This window comes from Winogradskyella sp. HaHa_3_26 (genome assembly GCF_019278425.1).
In the GTDB taxonomy this organism is placed as follows: Bacteria; Bacteroidota; Bacteroidia; order Flavobacteriales; family Flavobacteriaceae; genus Winogradskyella; species Winogradskyella undariae.
Window position 1 is genome coordinate 659,058 of record NZ_CP058981.1, and the last position, 20,907, is coordinate 679,964.

The window sequence follows — 20,907 nt, forward strand, 5'->3', positions numbered from 1 at the left end:
AAATGGCCAAGGCAATTAAAAAACAAGCATTAGGACGTGGACTTTCAGCATTATTGAAGGATCCTGAGAATGATATAAATTCTGCAGAAGATACAAATGCTGATAAAGTGGTTGGTAACATAGTAGAACTCGATATAGAAAGTATTGAGGTCAACCCTTTTCAACCTAGAACAAATTTCAATGAAGATTCACTTAAAGAACTCGCCTCATCCATTCGCGAACTTGGTGTTATTCAACCTATAACTGTTAGAAAATTAGCTTTTAACAAATACCAATTGGTATCTGGAGAACGTCGTTTTAGAGCTTCCAGATTAATTGGTTTAGATGCTATACCTGCTTATATAAGAATAGCTAATGACCAAGAGTCTTTAGAAATGGCATTGGTAGAAAACATTCAGCGTCAAGATTTAGATCCTATTGAAATTGCCTTATCCTACCAACGTTTAATTGATGAAATTCAATTAACACAAGAACAAATGAGTGAACGTGTCGGAAAAAAACGATCTACGATTGCTAATTACTTACGCTTATTAAAATTAGATCCGATAATCCAAACCGGAATGAGAGATGGTTTTATAAGTATGGGCCACGGTAGAGCGATGGTTAATATTGAAAGTCCGGAAGACCAACTTGATGTCTATGAAAAAATAATCACTAACAAACTTTCAGTTAGAGCTACAGAACAATTAATAAAAAATCTAAATTCTGATACACCTTCTAAGCCTGAAACACCACAATTAGAGATCCCAAAGAATATTACAAGTGGAGTTAAGGATTTTTCGGAATACTTTGGACACAAAATAGACGTTAAAGTAGCGAAGAATGGAAGCGGTAAAATAACCATCCCTTTTCATTCTGAAGAAGATTTTAACAGGATTAAAAAATTAGTTCAGCGTGACAAATAAAGGTTTTTACAGTCTTATACTATGCTTATTTTCAATGCTATTATCATTTTCTCAAAAAGAAAAAGACAGCACTAGCATTGATTTAAAAGAAAGTCCTTTTATAGTTACCGATTCTATTTTAACAAAAAAAGAAATTGATCCTTTACGCCCTTCTAAAGCGGCTTTTTATTCTGCGATTCTACCAGGTTTAGGACAAGCATACAATAAAAAATATTGGAAAATCCCTATTGTTTGGGGTGCTATTGGTACAAGTATCTACTTTTATTCTAGAAACGATAAGCAATATGATCGTTATAGAGATGCCTACAAAAGACGTTTAGCTGGTTTTAAAGATGACGAGTTTTATGATTTAATTTCAGACGACGGACTTATTAGAGCACAAGAACAATTTAGAAAAAATAAAGAATTATCTCTTTTAGTCACCCTTGGTTTTTATGCCTTAAATATTTTAGACGCAAACATAGATGCGCATTTACTTCAATTTAATGTTGATGAAAATCTAAGCTTAAGTCCGCATTACCAGTATAACCAATTGGAAAACACAGGGGATTTAGGACTAACACTTAATTATAAATTTTAATATGAAAATAGCTTTACTCGGTTATGGCAGAATGGGAAAAAGCATTGAAACTATAGCGATAGAACGCAACCATAGTATCGTACTTAAGGTATCTAATACAGATTCTAATGATGATTTTTCTGAGGCTGATGTTGCTATTGATTTTAGCATCCCAACAGCAGCAGTATCTAATATAAAAAAAGCAATAGATGCAGGAGTTCCTGTAATTTCAGGGACAACAGGTTGGCTAGATCAATATGAAGATGTTACTAATTATTGTAAATCTAAAAATGGAACATTTCTATATGCTTCTAATTTTAGTTTAGGTGTTAATATATTTTTCGAAATCAATAAACGATTAAGTGAATTAATATCGGGCTTTAATGAATATACTACAGAAATAGAAGAAATTCATCATACCCAGAAATTAGATGCTCCAAGTGGTACGGCGATTACTTTAGCCGAAGAAATTATAGCACAAACTAATTATAAAAATTGGACGCTAGAAGCCCCTAAACCTAATGAAATCCATATCGATGCAAAACGTATTAAAGGAGTTCCTGGAACCCATGAAGTCACCTACAATTCAGAGATAGACTCTATAAGTATTAAGCATACGGCACACAGTAGGCAAGGTTTTGCCATGGGAGCAGTAATTGCAGCAGAATGGATTAAAGATAAAAAAGGCATCTTTACTATGAAAGATGTATTAAACATTGGTTAATTTGCAAACGTAAATTAACGAATTCAAATAATTTCAAAATTATAATAGTTGAAATTCAAAAATGATTTTTTAGAATTTCAATTGGCAGTACACATTTTAGACAAAATATAAAGTTATGAGCTGGACACAATGGTTTATTTTTATACTCATTATACAAATTATTCATGGTTTAGGAACATGGAAGTTATACATTAAAGCTGGTAAAAAACCTTGGGAAGCATTTGTCCCAATTTATAATGCTGTGGTATTAATGAAAATAATTTCTCGCCCTTGGTGGTGGGTGATTTTAATGTTTTTGCCAATTGTAAACCTTATAATGATTCCTGCTTCTTGGGTAGAAACGGCCCGTGCTTACGGAAAAGACACAAAGTTAGATGCCCTTTTATGTATTGTTACTCTAGGTTTTTATTTGTATTACCTTAACTATGTCGCAGATGTAAATTACATTGAAAATAGAGTCTTAAAACCTAAAACAGGTACAGGAGAATGGATAACCTCTATCCTATTCGCCATAGTTGCAGCTACCATTGTTCACACGTATTTCTTTCAACCTTTTGTAATTCCTTCTTCATCTTTAGAAAAATCTTTATTAGTCGGAGATTTCCTTATTGTAAGTAAATTACATTACGGACCTCGTACACCAATGACTACTGTTGGTGCACCAATGGTACATGATACAATTCCTGTATTAGGAAAAAAATCATATTTATTCAACGATAATTTTGAAGAAAGAAAAACATCTTGGATTAATAAACTTCAATTACCTTTTTTAAGACTTCCAGGTTTTGAAAATGTTGAGCGTAATGATATTGTGGTATTTAATCAACCTGCAGATACATTGCTGGATATGAATAATTTTAATCCAGCACGAAATTACTACAAGCCTATTGATAAAAAAACCAACTTAGTAAAACGATGTGTTGGTGTTGCTGGTGATACTTTAGAAATAAAAAATGGTTATGTGTATATCAATGGAGTACAGAACAAACTACCTCCAAGGTCGCACCTTCAATTTTCTTATGACATCACTTTTAAACGTCAATTACAACCTGCAAGAATAATAGAAATATTAAAAAAATATGACATTACAGACGGTTTAGGTTACGGTTCTACTGAAGGTTCTTATAAAATCCCTGCTGCAACAGATGAAGCTGTTGCAAAGCTTAGATTACACCCTGAAGTGGCTTCAATTGTACCATTTAAAGAAACTGAAGGTATAAGAGATAATATTTTCCCTAGAGATCCTAATTACAATTGGAACCCCGATTTCTTTGGACCACTGTGGATTCCTAAAGCTGGTGAAACTTTACAAATAAATACTAAAAACATTTCGATATACAAACGTGCTATTTCAGAATACGAAGGTCACGAAGTTGTAACTAGAGGTAATCAAATTTTTATTGATAACCAACCTGCAACATCTTATACTTTTAAACAAGATTACTATTGGATGATGGGAGATAACAGACACAATTCTATTGATAGTAGATATTGGGGATTTGTACCTAACGATCATATTTTTGGTAAACCTGTATTCATCTGGATGAGTATTGACGGTATTAATGATGGTGTTAAAAACTGGAAATTTAGATGGGATAGAATTTTTACAACCGTTAGCGGAGGTAATGAAAGAACATCTTATTTAATTCCTTTTATTGTACTTGTCTTAGGAATTACTTTTTTCAACAAATGGAGAAAAAAGAAAAAAGCTAAACAAAGCTAGATTTTGAAAAGTCTTATATACCCGACTTGTTTTCCTAACGTTGCTCAATTTTTAACCATAGTTAATTCTGATACGGTGTGTTATGAAGTGAGTGATAATTACCAAAAACAATCATATAGAAACCGTGTTGAAATCTATGGTGCAAACGGTAAGTTAGCCTTAACTGTACCTGTTAATTATAGTCAGAAGAACAGACAACTATATAAAGATGTAAAAATTGCAAATGAAGAGCAATGGCAACCTTTACTACTAAAGTCTTTACAATCGGCTTATAGTATGTCTCCTTTTTTTGAGTATTATATAGATGATTTAATGCCACTTTTTGAAACACAATTCAATTATATATTAGATTATAATTTGAAGAGTTTTGAAGTCATTGCAAATTGCATACAATTAGACATAAAACCAGAGTTCACTACTGATTTTGAAAAAAATCCTGTTGACAAAACAGACTTTAGAAAGTTAGTAAAACGCAATGCAGAGGTAAAATCACTTCAACCCTACACACAAGTATTTACTGAGAAACACGGATTTATTCCTAACCTGAGTATTTTAGACCTTTTATTTAATGAAGGTCCAAATACAGAATTGTATTTAAAACGACAACAGCTACCAAGTATCTAAATCTTTATTTAATTAGAAACGTGTTATCTGCTTAACTTTATAAGAAGTTTAAATAATAATTCAACAAGAAAAAGATGCTACAATCTACTATCCATTACGGTATACATTTTGGATTACCATTGGTGATTGCTATTCTATTTTACAAGTCGTATTGGTTAAAGGCTTATGGAATTATGCTTTTAGGGATGCTCATAGATTTAGATCATCTATTGGCCAATCCTATCTTTGATCCGCGACGCTGTAGCATTAATTTTCACCCACTTCACAGCTATTATGCCATTGTTTTGTATATAGTATTACTGATACCAAAGAAAACAAGACTTATAGGCTTAGGATTAGTAATACACATTATTGCGGACATTGCAGATTGTTCGCTAATGTAATTACGGTAATTTTAAAGTTGTTTTAATAGGATAATGGTCCGATAATTTAACATCAAAAGTTTTAAAGCTATTGACTATAAAATCCTTATCAGCTAAAATAAAATCGATTCGCATTGGGAAGAATTTAAAATCATAAGTTCTACCAAACCCTTCACCTTCGTCTTCAAATGTATCTTTTAAATCGTCCCCTTTTACCTTTCTATAGATATAAGAATAAGAAGTATTATTAAAATCACCTGTTACAATTGTTTTATAATGAGATTTTGACTTATGCTTTAGATATAGTTCAACCTGATCTTGTTGCGCCTTAAATGTAGTTCTTACTTGTTTAAACAAATGATCTGATGTTTCTTCTTTAAGCTTTTCTACATCGGTTTGAATTCCGGATGATTGTAAATGCATTGTATAAACTCTAATCGTGTCTTTTTGCTTTACAATATCTACAAAAATGGCATTATTATAGGTGTTAGGAAATTCAAGAGAACCCGAATTTACTATTGAAAATTTTGAAAAAATAGCCTGACCTCCTTTTACACCTTTAGTAGGTTTAGCATTAAAACTAAAGTAACCTTCTAAATCAATAGCTTCTGATGTTCTATATTCTTGAAGACATAAAATATCGGGTTGTTCTTTCTTTATAAAAGTTAAAATATCTTCTTTAATTGTCTTTTTAGGTAACCATTCAAACTTATTAAAAAGTCTGACATTAAAAGACATTACTGAAAAATCAGAATCATCCTTAACAGGTTCTGAAGATGAAAAATGATACATAGAATTTATATGATTCCACCCTAATAATAAAACAAACAATGATAATAGTAATTGCTTCTTTACACGAAGTAACCAATATAAAAAGAAAATAATATTAAATAAAATAAGTAATGGAACTCCTAAACTTAAGACTGATAATGAAGCAAAATTATTTGGTGGAATATAAGGTAAAACATAAGATATAAGCAATAAAAATGCCACCAACGAATTGATAAAAAAGATGATTTTACTACCTAACTTTAAACCCTTCATTCTTTTAATCTTTACCCACTTTAAATAAAAATGCCTTCTCTTCTGCCGTTAAACTTTCGTAACCGCTTTTACTAATTTTATCGAGAATTACATCTATTTTCTTCTGTTTATCTAACGCGCTAGTATCCTTTTTAGTCTTATTAACAGTCGTCTTTTTAGTCTTATTTTTATGAACTGTTTTTAGATTTGATTTGGGTTTGAATAAATTCATAAACTTATCCATAGTACGCTCAAAACCGGTTCCTATATCTGTTCCTTTTACTAACTGGGTTGCATAGAAATAACCTAAAATATACCCCCCAAAATGAGCTACATAACCTCCCTGATTAATCCCCATAATTATTCTAATTAAATCGAGACCAACAATAACCATCGCAACATGTTTCCATTTTACATTAAACATGTTAAACAACCTAATTTCACTATTAGGCATATAAGCTGCTACAAAAATTAATAACGCACTTACACCTGCAGAAGCACCAACCAATACACCATTACCTCCTACCAGAGATGATGGTAATAAGTTATTAAATGCTAAATAGGCTAAACCACCGAAAATAATTCCTAAAAAATAAACATTTAGAATCATTTTTGAGCGAAATAAATTTGTTGTGATTTGAGATAAATAATAAAGAAACAACATGTTAAATGCAATATGAAATAATCCATTATGCAGAAAACCATAAGTCATAAGTGACCACGGTTGAAAAACAAAGTCCATAATACCAGACGGCAGTTCAAAATAGGTAAACAAATTAAACCTTAGTAAAGATTTAAAAATGAGACCAATGAAGAATACAACAACATTAACGGCAATTATTTTACCGAAAACATCGAGATTCTTAAACTTATATTTTAAATCATCAAAAGTGCTCATAATTAGTTCCAACGGTATTTATCATTTTCATTTTTCTTCCAAAAATACATCAAAAGAAAACCTGTAAGTGCACCACCAACGTGTGCCATAAAAGCAGTATTACTAGGGCTAAATATAGAACTACCTGAAATTGCAGAGAATAAATCTAAGGCAATAATACCAGGAATAAAATACTTTGCTTTTATAGGCACAGGTAAGAAAATAAGCATCAATTTAGACTCAGGAAACAACATTCCGAAAGCTACTAAAACCCCCATTATAGCACCAGAAGCACCAACCATAGTTCCATTAAATGCACTTACAAAACTATCAAACTGATCACCTAAAAGTGGTACCCAAGCAGTACTGTATTTTCCTTCACTTAAAATACTAACAACTTCTGTTTGAGAAACGCCTGAATCTATTAAAGTTGTCAACCCCATGTTATACTGAAAATACAAAAATGCAAGCTGAATTAGAGCAGCTCCAAAACCAGAAAGCAAATAAAATATAATAAATTTCTTCCAGCCAAATATTTGCTCTACAGCAGTACCAAACATCCATAATGCAAACATATTAAAAGCAATATGCATAAAACCACCATGCATAAACATGTGAGTTAAAATTTGCCACGGTTGAAAATTTGGATTCTGAGGAAAATACAACGCAAACCATTGGTAAAATGCTTCACCATTTCCAATTGTCATAGTTCCTATGAACATTACAACATTTATAATCAATAAATGCTTTACAGCATCTGTTATTCCTTGTCTCATAAATTACATGAATTTTTTTTCAATATCATCAACAGCCATAGTAATAAATGTTGGTCTATTAGCTGGTGATACATTAGGTTCTTTGCAGGCAAATAAACTATTTACCATATGTTCTTGTTCTGTACTATTTAAAGATTGACCGTTTTTAATCGCTAAACTTTTAGCCATAGATTTAGCTAATAAATCTGTAGAACTAAAATTGGCATCAGGCACATCATTTTCTACATCACTAATCAATTGCTCTAAGATAATAGACACTTCACTTTCTGGTACTCCTACAGGAACCCCTGTTATGGTTACCGTTTTATTTTCTAACTCTGAAAACACAAAACCTGTATGCTCTAAATCGGACTTTAAATCTTCAATAATATTAATCTCGCTCGGTGTAAAATGTAATTCTAACGGAAATAATAATTGCTGACTTGTCGCTTCTTTAATTGTAATATGCTTTAAGAAATTCTCATACAAGATACGTTGATGTGCTCTATTTTGATCAATAATTAACATCCCAGATTTTAGAGTACTTACAACATATTTTTGCTGTAATTGAAATGTTGTTTTTGTAGTTTCAATAGAAGCATCTTCAAAAATAGAAGTATCCTTTGCTTCACTTTCAAAAGTTACTTGACTAAAATCTGATTCAGAATTATTCCCTCTAGATTCTAAACCAACATATAAACTCTCCCATGATGCTGTTGGAGCCGACTTAAATCCGGTATTAGGACTCTTAGCCGATTGTCTTGTTCCATTACCAGAAATTCTTGAACCAGAGTCATCAGCAAAAGGGTTAAAACTACGATCAACTTCTATAGCCGGTGTTGAAGCCGACTTATCCTTATATTCATAAGGTGTGTTTAAGTTATTTGTTTGATGCTCAAAATCTAAAATCGGAGCAATATTAAACTGCCCTAAACTATGTTTAACAGCTGCTCTTAGAATAGCATAAAGCGTATGTTCATCATCGAACTTAATTTCTGTTTTTGTAGGATGAATATTTATGTCAATCGTTTTAGGGTCTACTGTTAAATTCAAAAAATAACTAGGATGATAACTATCCTTTAGCAAACCTTCGTAAGCCGATTTTATAGCGTGATTAAGATATGGACTTTTTATAAAGCGTTGGTTAACAAAGAAAAATTGTTCAGTTTTTGTTTTCTTAGAAAATTCGGGTTTACCAACAAATCCTGAAATTTTTAAAACTTCAGTTTCTTCTTCAACAGGTACTAATTTTTCATTCGTTTTAGTTCCAAAGATATGAACCACACGTTGTCTGTAATTCTCTTCTGGCACATTAAACATATCACTTCCATTATGATAAAATGAAAATGCAATATTAGGGTGCGCTAAAGCCACACGATGAAATTCATCTGTAATATGACGTAATTCTACAGTATCTGATTTTAAAAAGTTTCGTCTTGCAGGAATGTTAAAAAACAAATGCTTCACAGCCACGGATGATCCGGTAGGTGTTACTGAAACTTCTTGAGTTTTAATAACACTCCCTTCTATTTCAATAGTGGTTCCTAAATCATCGTCCGCCTGTTTTGTTTTTAGCTCCACATGTGCAATCGCCGCAATACTAGCTAAAGCTTCTCCTCTAAATCCTTTTGTATTTAATAGAAATAAGTCTTCTGCACTTTTAATTTTAGAAGTAGCATGACGCTCAAAACTTAAGCGAGCATCAGTAACACTCATGCCCTTTCCGTTATCTATAACTTGAACGAGTGTTTTACCTGCGTCTTTAACAATTAGTTTTATTTCTGTAGCATTAGCATCAATAGCATTTTCTAGTAGCTCTTTAACTACAGAAGCTGGACGTTGAACGACCTCACCAGCTGCAATTTGGTTAGCAACATGGTCGGGTAAAAGCTGAATAATATCTGACATTAGTTATTTGGGAAAAATATTGTAAGATCAAAACCAATAATAAACAAAAATAACAGTACTAATATTGCTACTATAATAATGACGCGCTTATTAACACTATCATCTTGATTGTATCTATAATCGTCAATAGCGGCATTAAATTTCCCTTTAATTCCCTTTTCAGGGTTTACCGTTGTTCTATGATCATCAAACTTATGTTTAAGCTCAAAAGGATTACCATCACCCTTATAATATCTTGGCTTATAGTTATACTTTTTATTTTTTTTTAATTTCATTAACCCCATAGTATTCTTATTTAATATATCCGTCAAGGATATAAATTAAAACAAAAATTAAAACTAAGATAATAATCTGTATGGGTAACGATTTTAAAGCACTACCACGTTGTTTATTACCACCATTAGCTTCATTCCATAATGTTTCGAAGTCGTCTTTCGACTTGCTTTTATCGGAATCCTGAAGTTGAGATTTGTAAGTAAAACGTTTATTTTTTCTTTGCTTAAACAAATGACTCTGAATTTAAACTTGATTAATCTCAAAAGTACTGAAAATACAAGGAAATAACCCTTAAGGATTCCTTAAAATTATTAACAAAAAGGGTGCCAAGAGTAGAATGGCAGTACATAGTATTCTAAAATTAAATAATCCACACCAATAGTATAATTGATGTGGATTATTTTAAAATAGTAATCTTTATATTAATAAAGAGGAACTTAATTTATTCTGAATGTTTGCGTAAAACGGCCATTTTAATAGCAGCGATCGCAGCTTCTGTACCTTTATTTCCATGTATTCCACCAGAGCGGTCAAGAGATTGTTGCTTATTATTATCTGTAAGTACACAGAAAATAACAGGAATATCTCCTTTTACATTAAGATCTTTAATACCTTGTGTAACACCTTCACAAACAAAATCGAAGTGTTTAGTTTCTCCTTGAATAACACAACCTATAACAATAATTGCGTCTAACATACCAGAATTAGCATAAATGCTTTTACTCATTCTAGCAGCACCGTAAGTGAGCTCAAATGCTCCAGGTACATTCCAACGAACAATGTTTTGTTTAATTGCTCCACAGTCTAAAAGAGCGTCAAACGCACCTTGCCATAAACCTTCTGTAACCTCGTCATTCCATTCTGAAACAACAATCCCAAACCGAAAATCTTTCGCGTTTGGGATTGTTGTTTTATCGTATTCCGATAAATTATGATTTGCAGTTGCCATATATTATAAGCTTGCTTCTACTTTTCCTATTAAAACATCTACTTTTTTAGCTTCAGTTGAAGCAGAAAATTCAGTTTTAATACGCTTTAAATATTTTAAAGCTTTATCATTTTCACCTAAACTAATAGCTACACGTGCAGCTTTCATTAAGTATAAAGGTGTTGTAAAATCATTAACGTTAGCTTTAAAAGCTTCTTCGTAATATCCTAAGGCATCAGATTTTTGATCTAATTGCACAAAAGCATCACCAATACCACCTTTAGCAATAGGACTTAACATTTTATCATCACTAGAAAAATCACTTAAATAAGTAATTGCATTCTGGTAATCTTTTAAGTTTAAGTAAGCCATACCAGCGTAATAGTTTGCTAAGTTAGCTGCAGGACTTCCGCCATACTCACTAACGATATCTAACATACCATATTTACCTTCACCACCTTCTAAAGACATTTTGTAAAGTGAATCTGAAGAGATACCACTAACAGCATCGTCAAAATACTTTTTAGCTGTGTACATTTCGTTCATAGCCTCTTTTTGTTGTGGCTCTGATACTAACTTGTTGTAACCTAAATATCCTAATACTACTACAGCAATAGCTCCAACAATACCTAAAATATATTTCTGATTTGCTACAGCCCATTCTTCAGTTCTAGAAGCACCTTCATCTAAAGTATCAAATACTTCAGCTGTTGTAGAGTGACTATCATCGATAATTTCCTCTTGCTCTTTTTCCTTTTTAGTTTTTGGTTTGTAGCCTCTTTTCTTATACGTTGCCATAATCTGTCATTTTGTGCGTGCGCAAAAATAAAATTTTTATTGGGATTTTAAAGCCTATTTATTTGTTATTTTTGAATAATTAAAAACTCACTCAAAAGTGCCTTTACAGCAGTAAAACCAAGCATAACGTTAAGTTTTCATGAATCTAAACTCTCTATCTTTAGTTAATTATAAAAATTTTGAAAGTCAAGTTTTCGATTTCGACGCCAAAATCAATTGTTTTGTAGGTGCCAATGGAATTGGAAAAACAAATGCTTTAGACGCAATTTATCATTTAGCGTTCGGAAAAAGCTACTTTAATCCTATTGCAGTTCAAAATATCAACCATAATGCTGAGTTTTTTGTCGTTGATGGAAATTTCACTAAAAACGAACGTACAGAAAAAATTATTGTCTCTTTAAAGCGTGGACAAAAAAAAGTAATTAAACGAAATGCTAAAGCTTATGAAAAATTTAGCGAGCATATTGGCTTTATTCCTTTGGTTATTATTTCGCCTGCGGATCGCGACCTTATAATAGAAGGTAGCGACACACGACGTAAATTTATTGACAGCGTTATTTCGCAAAGTGATAAATACTATTTATTAGAACTTATTAATTATAATAAGGTATTAGCTCAAAGAAATGCGCTCTTAAAATATTTTGCACTTAACAATACCTTTAATTCAGACACACTTAATATATATAACGAACAACTTCACTCTTACGGAACTGAAATATTTAAAAAACGAGATGCTTTTTTAAAAACCTTTATTCCTATTTTTAAAGAGCGATATGAAGCCATCAGTCAAAGTAAAGAAGTAATTGACTTACAATATAAAAGTGATTTGTTTGATAATGAATTAAAGAATTTACTTACCAATGCTATAAATAAAGATAGAGCTTTACATTACACTAGTGTTGGTACACATAAAGATGATTTAGTATTTTTAATTGATGATTTTCCGATTAAAAAGTTCGGAAGTCAAGGACAGCAAAAATCATTTTTAATTGCTTTAAAATTGGCGCAATTCGATTTTATAAAACAACAAAGTGGCGTCTCTCCTATTCTGCTTTTAGACGATATTTTTGATAAATTAGATGAAAACAGAGTCGCGCAAATTATTAATCTCGTAGATGACGAACATTTTGGTCAGATTTTTATTAGCGACACACACGCAGAGCGAACTGAAAATGTGATAAAACAAACTCATCAATCTTATAAAATGTTTAAATTATGAAAAATTATTTCTGGCTCATTTGTCTTGTTATCTTAAGCTGTTCTAAAAATCAAGAAGCGAATATAGAACACCTACAAGGTTATTGGGAAATTCAGGAAGTTACTATGGCAGATGGTAGTAAAAAAGAATATAAATACAATGAAACCATAGATTTCATTAGTGTAAATGATAGTTTAAAAGGTTTTAGAAAAAAATTAACACCCGGAATAAATGATACGTATTACACATCTGATGATGCAGAAGCTATTCAACTAAAAATTGAAGATAATGATTTAAATATCTATTACACAACTCCATATTCAAAATGGAAAGAAACTGTTTTAGAAGCTACTTCAGAACGTCTTTTAATTACCAATGAAGCTGAAAACACCTATTTATACAAACGTTACGTTCCAATAAATTTGGACCTAGAAGAAAAATAAAATCAATCACAAATAAAAGAGACGCCTCATTAGAGGTAAATGAACATGGCAAAACGCAATAACGACAATCAAACTATACAAGACGTTCTAAAAGAATTTGTAAAAACCAATAATCTACAATCTGGTTTAGATAAAGTAGATGTACGAGAAGCATGGGCAAACCTTATGGGAAATGGCGTTAATAATTACACGACTGCTATAGAATTAAAACACGATACACTCTATGTACAACTTAGCTCTAGCGTACTGCGTGAAGAATTAAGTTATGGAACAGAAAAGATTGTAAAAATGCTTAATGAGTCACTAAGAAAAGAAGTTGTTAAAAAATTGGTGCTTAGATAAAAGCCATTTTATATTGAATTAAGTTTTCTTTTAAAATTATAAATTCAGAAAAAAAAGAAATTCTATCGATTCGGAATTTAATATATATACAATTCTCGCGCTGCCAATTTAGCAGTTACTATTTAAGACATTATACTTCATAAAAAAATACCAAATTCTATAAAAAGTTAATTAAATAAACTTTATAAGAATTTGGTATTTTATTTTGTTTCAGTTTCTAAAACTATTGTTTTATAAACCGCTTTGTTTGTGTCTTTTTATCATCGGAGACTCTAACTAAATAGACGCCTTTTTTCCAATTAGAGACATTTACTGAAGACTCTAATTTAGTGATTACACCTTTATATATTCGCTTTCCTAAAACATCAAAAACTTCCAATTTTAAATCATCATTAGTATCTGACAATGTAATATTAAGACTGCTTTTTGCAGGATTAGGAGATATCGTAAACTCTTCAATTTGAGCAGAAGATACCTGAGCAAAAGAATATGCTGATATAAAAAATAATAAAATAAGTAATTTTTGCTTCATAATAAGTAGGGATTAAAGGACTAAGTTAGTCATTATTAATAAATAACAATTACACTTAATCGAAAACCGTGCCATTATTTACTTAAATACATTTTTCTTCTTGCATATAAATCATAAAACTGATCGTCCTTTAAACTATCTATAAATAAGATACTTTCACCTGTACTTTTCATTTCAGGTCCTAATTGTTTATTTACATTAGGGAACTTATTAAATGAAAATACCGGTTGCTTAATTGCATATCCTTCTAATTGAGGATTGAAATCAAAATCAGTTACTTTTTTCTCACCTAACATCACTTTTGTAGCATAATTTACATAAGGTTCTTTATACGCTTTTGCAATAAAAGGAACCGTACGAGATGCTCTTGGGTTAGCTTCAATAATATATACAATATCATCTTTTACCGCAAATTGTACGTTAATTAAACCAACAGTATTTAAAGCTAAAGCAATTGTTTTAGTATGATCTTTAATTTGTTGTAATACAAATTCACCTAAGTTAAACGGAGGTAACGTTGCGTTACTATCACCAGAGTGTACTCCACATGGCTCAATATGCTCCATAATACCAATGATGTAAACATTTTCGCCATCACAGATTGCATCTGCTTCAGCTTCAATAGCACCATCTAAATAATGATCTAATAATAATTTATTTCCTGGTATAGATTTTAATAATCCAACTACGTGCTCTTCAAGATCCTTTTTATTAATAACAATCTTCATTCCTTGTCCACCAAGAACATAAGAAGGTCTTACTAAAATTGGAAAATCTAAAACATCAGCGATTGCTAGAGCTTCATCTGCTGTCTCAGCAACTGCAAACTCAGGATAAGGAATATTGTGTTCTTTTAAAATGTTAGAAAAACTACCTCTATCTTCAGCTAAATCTAAAGCTTTGAAGCTAGTTCCCATAATCTTAACGCCCCATTTCTCTAATTTCTCTGCCAGTTTCAATGCGGTTTGTCCACCTAATTGTACAATGACACCTTCTGGTTTTTCATGTTGAATAATATCGTAGATATGCTCCCAGAATACTGGTTCAAAATATAGTTTATCAGCAATATCAAAATCTGTAGAAACCGTTTCAGGGTTACAGTTAATCATGATGGTTTCATAACCACATTCAGCAGCAGCTAAAACACCATGAACACAACAGTAATCAAACTCAATACCTTGACCAATTCTGTTTGGACCAGATCCTAAAACTATAATTTTCTTTTTATCAGTAACAACACTTTCGTTTTGAACGTAAACTTCGCCATCAGCTGTTTCTACTTCACTTTCGAATGTTGAATAATAGTATGGTGTCTGTGCTTTAAATTCTGCAGCACAAGTATCTACCAATTTAAATACACGATTTATCTTTAACTCGCTACGTTTGTTATAAACGGCACTTTCTAAACAGCCTAACATGTGTGCTATTTGTCTGTCACCATAACCTTTTTGTTTCGCTTCTAATAATAATTCGCGATCTAAAGTATCAATTGTATAGGTAGAAATTTCTTTCTGAAGTTCAAATAATTCTTCATACTGACGTAAATACCACATGTCAATTTTAGTAATAGCATGAATACGACTTAAAGGAATTCCCATAGCGATGGCATCGTAAATTACAAAAACACGATCCCAACTTGCAAAAGTCAATTTCTCTATTACTGTATCGTAATCTGTGTAACCTTTACCATCTGCACCTAAACCATTTCTCTTAATCTCTAAAGATTGAGTTGCTTTATGTAGCGCTTCTTGGAAAGAACGACCAATAGCCATCACCTCTCCTACAGCTTTCATTTGTAAACCTAAAGTTCTGTCTGATCCTTCAAATTTATCGAAATTCCAACGTGGAATCTTAACAACAACGTAATCTAACGTTGGTTCAAATAAGGCAGAAGTAGATTTTGTAATTTGGTTATGTAATTCATCTAAATTATAACCAATGGCTAATTTTGCTGCAATTTTTGCAATAGGATAACCTGTTGCTTTACTTGCTAATGCTGATGAACGAGATACACGAGGATTAATTTCAATTGCAATTATATTCTCTTCATCATCAGGACTTACTGCAAACTGAACGTTACATCCACCTGCAAAATCACCAATACTACGCATCATATGGATTGCCATATCACGCATTTTTTGGTATGTTTTATCAGATAAAGTCATTGCTGGTGCTACCGTAATAGAATCACCTGTATGGATTCCCATAGGGTCCATATTCTCGATAGTACAGATAATTACAACATTATCATTTTTATCTCTAAGTAGCTCTAATTCGTATTCTTTCCAGCCAATTAAAGCTTTATCAATCATAACTTCATGAATTGGAGATACTTCTAATCCACGCGTTAATAATTTATCAAAATCTTCTTCTTTATGTACAAAAGAAGCACCTTCACCTCCTAATGTATAAGACGCTCTAATAACTAAAGGAAAACCAAACTCTTGTGCAATTTCTTTCCCCTTAAGGTAAGATGTTGCCGTAGCTTGAGGCGCCATACCGACACCAATTTTCAGCATTAATTCTCTAAATTGTTCTCTATCCTCAGTAATATTTATAGCATCGATATCTACACCTATAATATCTACATCAAAATCTTCCCAAATCCCTTTTTCATCAGCTTCAATACAAAGATTAAGAGCCGTTTGTCCTCCCATTGTAGGTAAAACAGCATCTATATACGGATGTTCTTTTAATATCTGAATTAACGATTTTGTTGTTAATGGCAACAGATAAACATGATCCGCCATCGTTGGATCTGTCATTATTGTTGCAGGATTAGAATTGATAAGAATTGTTTCAATTCCATCTTCTCTTAGCGATCTAAGTGCTTGAGATCCTGAATAATCAAATTCACAAGCTTGTCCTATAACGATTGGACCAGATCCTATAAGTAATATCGATTTAATGTTTTTGTTCTTCGGCATGTGTAATAATTGTTATGGTGTGCAAAAATAAGTATCTCTAGGGTATAAAAAAAGGCGTTACACCTAAGTAACGCCCTAATATATTAACAATTGTTAATCATTATTTTTTATGTCTTGTTTCTGAAGATACAGAGATCCTCTTTCTGCCTTTAGCTCTTCTACGTGCTAAAACTTTTCTTCCGTTAACAGAAGCCATTCTCTCTCTGAAACCATGTTTGTTTCTTCTTTTTCTTTTTGACGGTTGAAACGTTCTTTTTGGCATTTTCTTATATTTTAAATCTTATAATCATTTTATCTTTTGAGAGCTATCCCAAAACTGCGTGCAAATATACAACAACTTTTTACATTAGCAAATACCAAAAGAAAAATTTTGAATAGAATTTTAACTCTTAGATTTTATTATCTTTGCGCACTGTAAAAATACACAGAAATATGTTTAATAAAAATATAAAATTAGTCATAGCTGCATTAATCATTGGTTATGGAATATATCAATTTACTGAAGGTTATATAGGTAACGGTATTATGTACCTATTACTGTCTACAATATTTATTTTCCTTTACTTTAAAAATGAAATGATTTTATTAGCTTTCTTAAAGCTTAGAAAACAAGATTTTGAAGGTTCTAAAAAATGGTTAGACAAAATAAAGAACCCTGAAGGTGCCTTAGTTAAAAAGCAACAAGGTTATTTAAACTATTTAAATGGTATTATGGTTTCTCAGACTAATATGAATGAAGCCGAAGGTTATTTTAAAAAAGCTATTGATTTAGGTTTATCTATGGATCATGATTTAGCGATGGCAAAATTAAACTTAGCCGGAATTGCTTTTTCTAAACGTAAAAAACCAGAAGCTCAAAAATTATTAGCTGAAGCAGAAAAATTAGATAAACGTGATATGTTAGCTGATCAAATTAAAATGATGAAGCAACAAATGAAAAAAGCTTCTGCTATACCTAAACATCAGTACGGACAACCCACATCATCTAGACAAAACAGAAGAAGTAAAAGATAATTCTTTTACTTCTTTACTTTCTTAACAAACAAAGGTTCAAAGCTTATTAATAAAATTGTTGTCACAAACAATATAAGCAAATACCACGTGTTTTGTATTAAATCTATATAATCTATTTGACCTTCAGAAAAGCTCAGAATCATTAAAACCTGAGCTCCATAAGGTAATATTCCCTGAATAACACAAGCAAAAATATCTAAGATTGAAGCTGTTTTTCTATTCGTTAAACCATATTCATCATTTATTGTTTTTGCAATAGAACCCGATATAATTATAGATACAGTATTATTTGCAATCGCCATATTTATAGTACTCACCAAAGCGGCAATACCAAATTGAGCAGACCTTTTACTTTTAATAAGAATTTTTATTTTATTTAAAATATAGTCTATACCTCCATTTCTTTCTACCAGAGCTGCTAAACCACCTGTTAATAGTGATAGTAAGAAAATCTCTGTCATATTTGTAAAACCTGTATATGCAATTCTTGTAGATTCCATTACTGTAAAATCGCCATCAAAAACACCTAATACAATAGCTGAAATAATTCCAAAAAATAGCGTTACAAATACATTTACACCTATTACAGATAGTATAATGACTAATATATAAGGAACAATTTTTATGACTGAATAATCATAATGAACATCATTTAAAACATTAGAACTTAAATCTAAACCTTGTACCGTTAAAATAACCAAGGTTATTAATGCTGCCGGAAGTGCAATTTTAATATTTTCTTTAAACTTATCACTCATTTTACAATCTAAAGACTGTGTTGCAGCGATAGTTGTATCTGATATTACGGATAAATTATCTCCAAACATAGATCCACCTAGTAAAGCACCACAAAGTACAGCTAAAGAAATATCTCCATGTCCTGAAAAGCCAACTACTATTGGAGCTAGTGTTACAATAGCTCCTACTGATGTTCCTGTTGAAATGGATAAAAAAGCTGCTATTAAAAAAATGCCTAAATAAATATACTGAATAGCAATATAATCCATCCCCAGATTAACAATAGCATCGACACTTCCTGTAGATTTAGTAATTGCAGCAAAAGCACCTGCTAACAAATAGATTAAACACATGGTTAGTATTTTATTATCTCCACAACCTTTTAAAAGTATCGCTATCTTATCATTAACAGATTGTTTAAAGATCAAGAAGGCAACGACAATACCAACAATAACTGCTATTGGCGCAGGTAATAGATAAAAATCATCTTTATAAATACCTATTCCTAAAAAGGTAATTACAAAAACTAATAATGGAATTAATGCTGTAAAGTTTGGTGCTGATTCTTTTAATTTCTTCATTCTTTTATTTCTTAAAAAGAAGACAGAATGCAAATAAGAAAGAAAAATTAGATTAACATTTTTTCCAAAGTATTGGCTTATCCTTTTAGCACCTTGCTTGTTAATGCAGGTTGCTATCTCCTTTTGAGATTCTTGATAATTTATTTTAAGTCGGCAAATATATTATATATAATTAAATTTGCTTTCAATTTTAACTCATTATTATAAAATTGAAGAAATTATTATAATAACGGAGCCATTAAACGCGCTATCGCTTCAATAATTTTTGTGCGTTTAGAACGTTTTTTCCAAGATTGTAATTCTAGTTTTTCACAATCTTTTAAATCTTCATTAAAAAACGCTGTTAATTCACTACTAATTTTTTTACTATAAATTAAAGCATTGACTTCAAAATTAATATTGAAACTTCTATAATCCATATTAGTAGTACCAACCGTACTAAAAACACCATCTACAACCATTGTTTTTGCATGCACAAATCCTTTTGTGTAATGATAAACTTCTACTCCTGCCTCTAAAAGCATTTCTAAATAAGAATTAGTAGCATATTCTGCTATCCAGGAATCCGAAGTTTTAGGAACTATAATTTTCACTTCAATATTACTTCTCGCAATAACTTGTAGTGCCGTAAGAATCTCGCTATTAGGAATAAAATACGGTGTAGTAATATACACATGATCTTCTGCATTTGTAATGGCAACGAAAATAGCTTCCATTATATTAGACCAATCCGTATCTGGACCGCTTGCTGCAATTTGAAGTGGTACGTTTTCTTTACAATCGTGATCAGGGAAATAAGATTTAGATATTTCTAATCCATCATCTGACACAAAATCCCAAGTTGTAAAAAATAAAATCTGCAAAGGTTTAACAGCCTCGCCTACTAAACGAATATGTGTGTCACGCCAATACCTATCGTTATTTGCATTTACATAGTGATCCGATACATTTATTCCGCCAACATATCCTATTTTACCATCAATAACGGTAATCTTTCGATGATCACGATAGTTCATCTGACCTGTGAATTTTGAAAATAAGACAGGCATAAAAGAATGCATTTGAATACCACAATCTTTTATTTTTCGCTTCATTTTAGAAGAAATAGAACTCCCTACATCATCAATAACAATTCTAATCTCTAAGCCTTCTCGTGATTTTTCACATAATAGATTTAATAACTCCGTACCTATTTGGTCATCTTGTATTACAAAATACTCTAAATGAATATGATCTTTTGCTTCTTTTATATCTTTAAAAAGCAATTTAAACTTATCGTCACCATTTTTTATAAGCTTTACTTCATTATTAATAGTGAGTTTTGATTTTTCACTATTATATAGTAAAGGGATTAATTTTGATTTTTGATCAAGTAAATCATCAACCTCATTAATCTCTTTGGTATCTAATTCTAATTGATCTTGAATCTTTTTTATAATCGTTTGATTTAAAACATTCTTTCTACTGAATATTTTAGTCTTTCGGTATTCTTGCCCAAAAAGATAGTATACAATTAAACCCAAAAAAGGTAGAGCTAACAATCCTATGATGTAGCTTAAAGCCTTTGTTGGGTTTAATTTTTTAAGCAAAATTGTTGCCACTGCAGATAATGCAAGTGCATAATTGAATACAATTAAAATTTGCCAAATATGATTTTTTATAAATTCCAA

At 31.2% G+C, this 20,907-nt stretch carries 23 protein-coding genes and 1 riboswitch; of the genes, 10 read left to right on the forward strand and 13 right to left on the reverse strand.

Features of this window, described 5'->3' with window-relative positions:
- The first annotated feature begins 2 nt into the window (after nucleotides 1-2).
- The 6 genes from H0I32_RS02845 to H0I32_RS02870 all read left to right on the forward strand — a co-directional run bounded on the left by H0I32_RS02845 (nucleotide 3) and on the right by H0I32_RS02870 (nucleotide 4,918).
- On the forward strand, nucleotides 3-905 hold the full coding sequence (locus H0I32_RS02845; RefSeq protein ID WP_179314012.1) for a ParB/RepB/Spo0J family partition protein: 903 nt from the start codon (nucleotides 3-5) through the stop codon (nucleotides 903-905).
- A 34-nt stretch (nucleotides 906-939) separates the two neighbouring features.
- Entirely contained in the window at nucleotides 940-1,485 is a 546-nt protein-coding gene (locus H0I32_RS02850; protein ID WP_218841352.1) for a DUF5683 domain-containing protein, read from the forward strand.
- 1 nt (nucleotide 1,486) lies between these two features.
- Nucleotides 1,487-2,188 carry a 4-hydroxy-tetrahydrodipicolinate reductase gene (gene dapB / locus H0I32_RS02855; RefSeq protein ID WP_179314014.1) on the forward strand — a complete coding sequence of 234 codons (702 nt, stop codon included), beginning with the start codon at nucleotides 1,487-1,489 and terminating at the stop codon, nucleotides 2,186-2,188.
- Nucleotides 2,189-2,303: 115 nt separating this feature from the next.
- Nucleotides 2,304-3,911: a signal peptidase I gene (lepB, locus tag H0I32_RS02860; protein WP_179314015.1), complete on the forward strand. Its 1,608-nt coding sequence runs from the start codon at nucleotides 2,304-2,306 to the stop codon at nucleotides 3,909-3,911.
- Between the two features lie 3 nt (nucleotides 3,912-3,914).
- Entirely contained in the window at nucleotides 3,915-4,535 is a 621-nt protein-coding gene (locus H0I32_RS02865) for a WbqC family protein (RefSeq protein ID WP_179314016.1), read from the forward strand.
- 74 nt (nucleotides 4,536-4,609) lie between these two features.
- Nucleotides 4,610-4,918, forward strand: a complete 309-nt coding sequence (locus H0I32_RS02870) for a DUF6122 family protein (protein ID WP_179314017.1) — start codon at nucleotides 4,610-4,612, stop codon at nucleotides 4,916-4,918.
- Here H0I32_RS02870 and H0I32_RS02875 read toward each other — a convergent pair whose 3' ends face one another.
- From H0I32_RS02875 to H0I32_RS02910, 8 genes are all read right to left on the reverse strand, one after another.
- Complete coding sequence (locus H0I32_RS02875) at nucleotides 4,919-5,941, reverse strand: endonuclease/exonuclease/phosphatase family protein (protein WP_179314018.1); 1,023 nt, start codon at nucleotides 5,939-5,941, stop codon at nucleotides 4,919-4,921. It abuts the gene before it with no gap.
- Nucleotides 5,942-5,945: 4 nt separating this feature from the next.
- On the reverse strand, nucleotides 5,946-6,818 hold the full coding sequence (locus H0I32_RS02880) for a rhomboid family intramembrane serine protease (RefSeq protein ID WP_173586757.1): 873 nt from the start codon (nucleotides 6,816-6,818) through the stop codon (nucleotides 5,946-5,948).
- Nucleotides 6,819-6,820: 2 nt separating this feature from the next.
- Nucleotides 6,821-7,573, reverse strand: coding sequence for a rhomboid family intramembrane serine protease (locus H0I32_RS02885; protein WP_179314019.1), 753 nt, complete (start codon nucleotides 7,571-7,573; stop codon nucleotides 6,821-6,823).
- Nucleotides 7,574-7,576: 3 nt separating this feature from the next.
- Nucleotides 7,577-9,460 carry a DNA mismatch repair endonuclease MutL gene (gene mutL, locus H0I32_RS02890; RefSeq protein WP_179314020.1) on the reverse strand — a complete coding sequence of 628 codons (1,884 nt, stop codon included), beginning with the start codon at nucleotides 9,458-9,460 and terminating at the stop codon, nucleotides 7,577-7,579.
- The gene (locus H0I32_RS02895) at nucleotides 9,460-9,744 is read right to left on the reverse strand and encodes a riboflavin synthase subunit beta (RefSeq protein WP_173586754.1); all 285 of its coding nucleotides are present in this window, start codon (nucleotides 9,742-9,744) and stop codon (nucleotides 9,460-9,462) included. The genes mutL and H0I32_RS02895 overlap by 1 nt, the downstream gene beginning before the upstream one ends.
- A gap of 7 nt (nucleotides 9,745-9,751) precedes the next feature.
- Nucleotides 9,752-9,967 carry a hypothetical protein gene (locus H0I32_RS02900; RefSeq protein ID WP_179314021.1) on the reverse strand — a complete coding sequence of 72 codons (216 nt, stop codon included), beginning with the start codon at nucleotides 9,965-9,967 and terminating at the stop codon, nucleotides 9,752-9,754.
- Nucleotides 9,968-10,178: 211 nt separating this feature from the next.
- Nucleotides 10,179-10,685 carry a 6,7-dimethyl-8-ribityllumazine synthase gene (gene ribH, locus H0I32_RS02905; protein ID WP_179314022.1) on the reverse strand — a complete coding sequence of 169 codons (507 nt, stop codon included), beginning with the start codon at nucleotides 10,683-10,685 and terminating at the stop codon, nucleotides 10,179-10,181.
- A 3-nt stretch (nucleotides 10,686-10,688) separates the two neighbouring features.
- Entirely contained in the window at nucleotides 10,689-11,462 is a 774-nt protein-coding gene (locus tag H0I32_RS02910; RefSeq protein WP_173586751.1) for a tetratricopeptide repeat protein, read from the reverse strand.
- A gap of 139 nt (nucleotides 11,463-11,601) precedes the next feature.
- Here H0I32_RS02910 and recF point away from each other — a divergent pair, with 139 nt between their 5' ends.
- The 3 genes from recF to H0I32_RS02925 are packed head-to-tail and all read left to right on the forward strand — an operon-like array spanning nucleotide 11,602 to nucleotide 13,445.
- A complete protein-coding gene (gene recF, locus H0I32_RS02915) occupies nucleotides 11,602-12,681 on the forward strand; it encodes a DNA replication/repair protein RecF (protein ID WP_173586750.1) in 1,080 nt (359 codons plus the stop codon).
- The gene (locus tag H0I32_RS02920; protein WP_179314023.1) at nucleotides 12,678-13,103 is read left to right on the forward strand and encodes a lipocalin family protein; all 426 of its coding nucleotides are present in this window, start codon (nucleotides 12,678-12,680) and stop codon (nucleotides 13,101-13,103) included. Before recF ends, H0I32_RS02920 begins: the two co-directional genes overlap by 4 nt.
- 45 nt (nucleotides 13,104-13,148) lie before the next feature.
- Complete coding sequence (locus tag H0I32_RS02925; RefSeq protein ID WP_173586748.1) at nucleotides 13,149-13,445, forward strand: DUF721 domain-containing protein; 297 nt, start codon at nucleotides 13,149-13,151, stop codon at nucleotides 13,443-13,445.
- A gap of 223 nt (nucleotides 13,446-13,668) precedes the next feature.
- Here H0I32_RS02925 and H0I32_RS02930 read toward each other — a convergent pair whose 3' ends face one another.
- The 3 genes from H0I32_RS02930 to rpmH form a co-directional block, all read right to left on the reverse strand.
- Complete coding sequence (locus H0I32_RS02930; protein ID WP_179314024.1) at nucleotides 13,669-13,977, reverse strand: T9SS type A sorting domain-containing protein; 309 nt, start codon at nucleotides 13,975-13,977, stop codon at nucleotides 13,669-13,671.
- A 74-nt stretch (nucleotides 13,978-14,051) separates the two neighbouring features.
- The gene (gene carB, locus H0I32_RS02935) at nucleotides 14,052-16,904 is read right to left on the reverse strand and encodes a carbamoyl-phosphate synthase large subunit (RefSeq protein ID WP_179314025.1); all 2,853 of its coding nucleotides are present in this window, start codon (nucleotides 16,902-16,904) and stop codon (nucleotides 14,052-14,054) included.
- A gap of 100 nt (nucleotides 16,905-17,004) precedes the next feature.
- Nucleotides 17,005-17,166: a 50S ribosomal protein L34 gene (gene rpmH / locus H0I32_RS02940; RefSeq protein WP_173586745.1), complete on the reverse strand. Its 162-nt coding sequence runs from the start codon at nucleotides 17,164-17,166 to the stop codon at nucleotides 17,005-17,007.
- A gap of 170 nt (nucleotides 17,167-17,336) precedes the next feature.
- On the opposite strand from rpmH, the gene H0I32_RS02945 reads away from it, so the two are divergent.
- Entirely contained in the window at nucleotides 17,337-17,918 is a 582-nt protein-coding gene (locus tag H0I32_RS02945; RefSeq protein ID WP_173586744.1) for a DUF2892 domain-containing protein, read from the forward strand.
- A gap of 5 nt (nucleotides 17,919-17,923) precedes the next feature.
- Here the strand turns inward: H0I32_RS02945 and H0I32_RS02950 are convergent, their stop codons facing one another.
- On the reverse strand, nucleotides 17,924-19,237 hold the full coding sequence (locus H0I32_RS02950) for a Na+/H+ antiporter NhaC family protein (protein ID WP_173586743.1): 1,314 nt from the start codon (nucleotides 19,235-19,237) through the stop codon (nucleotides 17,924-17,926).
- 48 nt (nucleotides 19,238-19,285) lie between these two features.
- A riboswitch (SAM-I-IV-variant riboswitch) is annotated at nucleotides 19,286-19,381 on the reverse strand.
- Between the two features lie 77 nt (nucleotides 19,382-19,458).
- Nucleotides 19,459-20,907: a cardiolipin synthase gene (gene cls / locus H0I32_RS02955; RefSeq protein ID WP_218841353.1), complete on the reverse strand. Its 1,449-nt coding sequence runs from the start codon at nucleotides 20,905-20,907 to the stop codon at nucleotides 19,459-19,461.